This is a genomic window from Salipiger mangrovisoli, from assembly GCF_015223355.1.
Lineage (GTDB): Bacteria > Pseudomonadota > Alphaproteobacteria > Rhodobacterales > Rhodobacteraceae > Salipiger > Salipiger mangrovisoli.
On sequence record NZ_JADFFK010000067.1, the window covers coordinates 1 to 5,097 of the forward strand.

Consider the following 5,097-nt stretch of genomic DNA (forward strand, 5'->3'; position numbering starts at 1 on the left):
GGGCCGAACGCTCCCTTCGCTGCGCCTTGGGTTTGCGTTGGCAAAGCGCAGTAAACGGCCTGTCGCCCTGCGGACACGCGGGCGGGAAACAGGCGGCACGGGACGAGGGCACTTAGGCGGAAGCGGAAGAGGGGCCCATGGCCAATATTTCACCGATGCGGCCTGCGTCGGGCGGCAGAGCTCCGACCATGCTTAGGACGCCAGCTTGCGTTCCTTGGCGAAGGGGCTCAGACCCAGCCAGCTCTGCATTGCCGCGGCGACCGCCTTGGGCCCGGTAAGCTCCAGCTTGTCCGCGGCCTGGGCGACCGTTGTCAGCCCCATCCAGATCGCGGTCATGGTCCGCAGATCGGCTTCCACGTAAAGATCGACATCGAACCCTGGATCGGCCAGGCACAGGTCCACCTCGCCGGTTTCCTCGACGATCAGCCACCAGGATCTCTTGCCTGCGGAGAGCTCCGGGAAGTGGAAGTTCAGCACAGTGCGCCCGGGCGGCAGCGGGGAGGGATCGAGATTGCGGCGCATGTCCCACATCAGGAGGGAGACATCGAGCCGTTCAAGGGAGGGTTCGGACTCGACCCACTTCTGCCCCCAGATCCCGAAGGCTTCGACGATCGGCAGAAGGTCCCGTCCAGCCGGTGTCAGAAGGTAGTCGACCGCTTGGGACCGTGGCACCGGCAGCCTCTCGACGATGCCGGCCGCCTCCAGTTCCCGCAGGCGCTGTGCCAGAAGGGACCGCGACATGCGCGGCACACCGCGCCGGATGTCATTGAACCGGGTGGAGCCCGCCACCAGTTCCCTGACGAGGACCATGGTCCATCGCGTACAGAGCACTTCGGCGGCCATGGCGACAGGACAGAACTGGAAATAACTGGCGTTGGACATCGGTGACCTCCTCACTGGCGTGTCTCAGAATAGCAGGTTTTCCCTGAAAATTCGCAGATCCAGTTTCTGGATCAACTGGTCCAGTTCCGACACTGGTTCTGAAAGAGAGCCAGCCGCATCCTTTGCCGAGCGGTCGCATCAGGCGGACCGGCGCATGGGCTGCCCTGTCCGACACGGCCGTTCCAACATGAAAGTGGGAGGTAGTGATGAAAGACCAAATACAAATGAACGACCTGAGCGGAGGACAGACGGTCATCGGCGCGGAGGCGTTGGAGCCGCTGGCGGCCGCATTGCGCGGTGCCCTCCTCCAAGAGGGCGATCCGGGGTTCGATACTGCACGTGCCATCTGGAACGGGATGATCGACCGGAAGCCATCCCTGATCGTGCAGGCCGCCGGACCTGCCGACATCTGTGCCGCGGTAGATTTCGCGCGAACCAACGGGCTGCGCATGGCCATCCGCGCCGGCGGGCACCAGATCGCCGGCCTTGCCGTCGAAGAAGGCTCCATGATGCTGGATCTGTCCGCCATGCGGTCGGTCCGGGTGGACGCAACGGCCGGCACCGTGCGGGTGGAGCCGGGCGCGACCCTTGGCGATCTGGACCACGAGACGCAGGCCTTCGGTCTGGCCGTACCGGTCGGGGTGAATTCGACGACCGGTATCGCCGGGTTGACCCTTGGCGGCGGCTTCGGCTGGATCACGCGCAAGTACGGCATGACAATCGACAACCTGCTCAGCGCCGATGTGGTATTGGCCAACGGAGAATGTGTCCGGGCCTCCGCGCAGGAGAACCCCGATCTGTTCTGGGCCCTGCGGGGCGGCGGCGGCAACTTCGGTGTCGTCAGCTCGTTCGAGTTCCGCGCCCATCCGGTCGGCCCAGAGGTCCTGTCCGGCCTTGTCATCCACCCGATCGAGGCGGCCGCAGACCTGCTGCCGAAGTTCCAGGAGCTTTGCGACCGGGCCCCGGATGACCTGACGATCTGGGCCGTGCTGCGCAAGGCGCCCCCTCTACCGTTCCTTCCGGCGGACTGGCATGGGCGCGAGATCCTGATCTTCGCCGCCTGCTACGCGGGCGACATGTCGGAGGGCGAAGCGGCCATGCATGAGCTGCGGGCCCTCGGCACGCCAATCGTGGACGTCATCGGCCCGCACCCCTTCACCGGCTGGCAGGCCGCCTTCGATCCGCTGCTGACGCCCGGTGCGCGCAACTACTGGAAAAGCCGCGACTTCCTGCGACTCGGCGCCGGGACGATCAAGGCCATCCTCGACGCGGTCGGCGATCTGCCGGATCCGCAGAGCGAGGTGTTCATCGCGCATGTCGGCGGCGCCATGGCCCGCGTGGCGGCGGATGCGACGGCCTACCCGCAACGGGCGGGGCACTTCGTCATGAATGTCCACACCCGCTGGGACGACCCGGCGAAGGACGCCGCCTGCATCGCCTGGGCGCGTCAGCTGTTCCGTGACACCGCGGCCGATGCGGCACCCAGCGTCTACGTGAACTTCATGCCCGAGGATGAACCCGACCGTCTTGGCGAGGCCTATGGCGGCAACATGCAGCGCCTGCAGGAGATCAAGGCGCGTTACGACCCGGGCAACCTGTTCCGGGTCAACCACAACATTCGGCCCATGCTCGCGCAACAGGCGGCCCAGTGATTGCGACGTGATCCCGGCGCGGGCCTGCTGTCGGGCCTGCGTCTCTTCCCCAAGCGACGATCCTCAGCCAGAAGGTAAGACAGATGGAACAGACACTCTACACCCGTCTCGGTGGTCAGCCGGGCATCAAAGCCCTGGTCGACGACATCATCGAGGCCCACATGACCAACCCCACGCTTGGCCCGCGCTTCCTGCCCTATCGGGAAAGACCCGAAGATCTGGACGCAGCCAAGGCGCATCTATGCGATTTTCTGGGGGCGGGGTCCGGGGGGCCGGAGGCCTACACCGGGCGGGACATGGTGGCGGCGCATCGTGGCATGAACATCAGCGCGACCGAATACATGGCGGCGTTGGACGATATCATGGCCACCCTGGCCGGCCACGAGATTGATGACCAGACCTGCAAGGATGTCCTGATGATCAGCTTCACGCTAAAGTCCGAAATCATCGGGCAGTGACCTGGCGGCGCCCCGGAGGCTGGCCAGTGCAGGCGAACGACACGGCGCCGTCACTTTGCGTTGATGACCTGTCAGGCGGGAGCGCAGGTCGCCGAACGAAGGGTCAGTAAAGCCGGGTCGCCTCGTCGTCGCTGTGATCTGCCTGCACCTCCTCGAGGGTCTGCTGACGATCGACCGTCGCGACCACCCAATCGGCAAGGGTGGGCGCCGATTTCCGTGCAGGCCATTTCTCGGGCTGCCAGAGGCGCGAACGGATCATGGACTTCGAACAGTGCATGAAGGCTTCTTCGACATCCACGACCAGCGCAAGAAGAGGTTCCCGTCCGTTGACCGCGTGGCGACGACTGATGGCAGCATCGCGCACGATCCTCGCTTTTCCGGCCACTCGCAGGGTGTCGCCATGGCCCGGAACGATGAACAGCAACGCGATGTTCGGATCTTCGAGCAGGTTGTGGAAACTGTCTACACGGTGATTTCCCAACCGGTCGGGGATAATGAGGGTCTTGTCATCATGAACCTCGATGAAGCCACAAGGGTCTCCCTTGGGCGAGACGTCCATGAGGCCCTGAGCGGATTTGGTCGCGATCACGACGAAGGGGCACTGGGCGATGAATGCCCTTGCAACGTCATTGAGGCTGTCGCTGACCTTCAGAAAGGTATTCACGAAACCGTCCGTGGGCAGCAACTCCCGCAAACGCGCGGTGGAGTGGATATGCTCGTCGACCTTGATCATGGCACTGTCTCCTACGCTGGCTTCGAGCGTAGCTGCAGGACGGCCGTTTTCATAACCATCATTGTCCCTGGAGGTCGTTCGGGCTGCTAGCATCGCTACGCTACGCTGCGCCTAGCTCGAGCGGCAGCTATGGCTCAGGAGCGGTATCCCCCTGCGCTTGGGATGGAGGTCGGCTTTGGGCCGATCCCACTAGACCGGTGGCGCGACCTGAAGGCCGCTAAAGAGCATCAATGAACAGGCATAGGTCGCAGAATATCATCGGAGTCCAAGTGGAGTGCGCTGCGCCAGAGCGGCGTTTTGAACACATGACAGGCCTGTTTGCCGAGTGCATCTTCGCGAGTCTCTATCAGAAATCCCGCCCATTCGAGCGGTCGCAGCACGCAGGATGAGAACGCCGCCATTTCTCGCCACCCTGCAGTGTGCCAATCTTCGGGCTCGCCGTAGAAGTTTTTGAACAAGGCAGCCTCGGTCGTGCCAAAATCTGCCTCGACGTTGATCACATTGATCCAGACATCCCATGTTCCGAACGGACGGCCCTCAAAGCGCGCATAGGATGAGTGATCCATCCGGAGCAGAAAGTAGGGGATCAGCTCAGCAAACAGTAGAGCCGGGGCTTGCGCCAGCTCTGTACCGCGCTTGGTCAGCCGAAACTCACCCTTAAAGTGACGGCCTAGGCGCAGAGAAATCAGTAAGAAATGCAGAATCTCAAGCGGCGGGAACTCGTATTCATTGATCACCTTGTTGTAGCGAAACATCTCTTCGGAGGTTTTGCCCGGCCAGTCGAAATTCTCGACGGCCCAGTGGACGAAGACGCGCTTGAAGGCCATGTTCTTGGTGAGGCCGATTGACCCATGCGTGCGCGTATATTGTAGCGTCAGGAGAGCGCCACGGAGCAGCGGCGAATGCGCAAGATCGGGATGGCCGTCAGCAAGGGTTCGGAAATTGATCATGCCCGGATGCTGCCACAGACCGCTCTTGAACTCCATGATCCCGCGGGTGCGTTCGCGACCGCAGTGAATGGCCGGTTCGCTGGGCCTAGCCTTAGCTTGCCAACTTTTCGGGGAACGACGGCTTAGGGCCGTCGCGTCCGGCACCGCGGGAGCGGAAGGCTTGGGAGGTAGTGCCCGTCCCTATCGAATAAGAAGCGGTGCGACCGCCTAGAGTCTGGATAGACACCCCGCGAGGCCGTCCGACCGCCCCCATAGGATGGCTTCGCCGGTCATGGGCGGGACGTCAAATGCAGCCCAACAAAGGAAAACGGCGGAGCAAGAGCTCCGCCGTTTCTATAAATCGACCTATGTCAGAAATTAGCCCTTGTGGGGTCGATTTGCTCTTGACACCCCTTGCGCACGCTTATGCTTCGTTTTGCGCA

At 62.9% G+C, this 5,097-nt stretch carries 5 protein-coding genes; 2 read left to right on the forward strand and 3 right to left on the reverse strand.

Annotated elements, in window-relative coordinates:
- Window positions 1-192 precede the first annotated feature (192 nt).
- On the reverse strand, window positions 193-882 hold the full coding sequence (locus IQ782_RS29270) for a winged helix-turn-helix transcriptional regulator (RefSeq protein WP_194138182.1): 690 nt from the start codon (window positions 880-882) through the stop codon (window positions 193-195).
- A 269-nt stretch (window positions 883-1,151) separates the two neighbouring features.
- Here IQ782_RS29270 and IQ782_RS29275 point away from each other — a divergent pair, with 269 nt between their 5' ends.
- The gene (locus IQ782_RS29275; RefSeq protein ID WP_240989672.1) at window positions 1,152-2,534 is read left to right on the forward strand and encodes an FAD-binding oxidoreductase; all 1,383 of its coding nucleotides are present in this window, start codon (window positions 1,152-1,154) and stop codon (window positions 2,532-2,534) included.
- Window positions 2,535-2,617: 83 nt separating this feature from the next.
- Window positions 2,618-2,992: a group I truncated hemoglobin gene (locus IQ782_RS29280; RefSeq protein ID WP_194138184.1), complete on the forward strand. Its 375-nt coding sequence runs from the start codon at window positions 2,618-2,620 to the stop codon at window positions 2,990-2,992.
- Window positions 2,993-3,095: 103 nt separating this feature from the next.
- Here IQ782_RS29280 and IQ782_RS29285 read toward each other — a convergent pair whose 3' ends face one another.
- Together IQ782_RS29285 and IQ782_RS29290 are read right to left on the reverse strand one after the other, a co-directional pair.
- The gene (locus IQ782_RS29285) at window positions 3,096-3,725 is read right to left on the reverse strand and encodes an MSMEG_1061 family FMN-dependent PPOX-type flavoprotein (protein ID WP_194138185.1); all 630 of its coding nucleotides are present in this window, start codon (window positions 3,723-3,725) and stop codon (window positions 3,096-3,098) included.
- A 227-nt stretch (window positions 3,726-3,952) separates the two neighbouring features.
- Entirely contained in the window at window positions 3,953-4,711 is a 759-nt protein-coding gene (locus IQ782_RS29290; RefSeq protein WP_194138186.1) for a hypothetical protein, read from the reverse strand.
- Window positions 4,712-5,097: the final 386 nt, after the last annotated feature.

Coding starts and splice junctions, on each gene's coding strand:
- IQ782_RS29270 (WP_194138182.1), bottom strand. CDS start 882: ATGTCCAACGCCAGTTATTTCCAGTTCTGTCCTGTCGCCATGGCCGCC.
- IQ782_RS29280 (WP_194138184.1), top strand. CDS start 2,618: ATGGAACAGACACTCTACACCCGTCTCGGTGGTCAGCCGGGCATCAAA.
- IQ782_RS29285 (WP_194138185.1), bottom strand. CDS start 3,725: ATGATCAAGGTCGACGAGCATATCCACTCCACCGCGCGTTTGCGGGAG.
- IQ782_RS29290 (WP_194138186.1), bottom strand. CDS start 4,711: ATGGAGTTCAAGAGCGGTCTGTGGCAGCATCCGGGCATGATCAATTTC.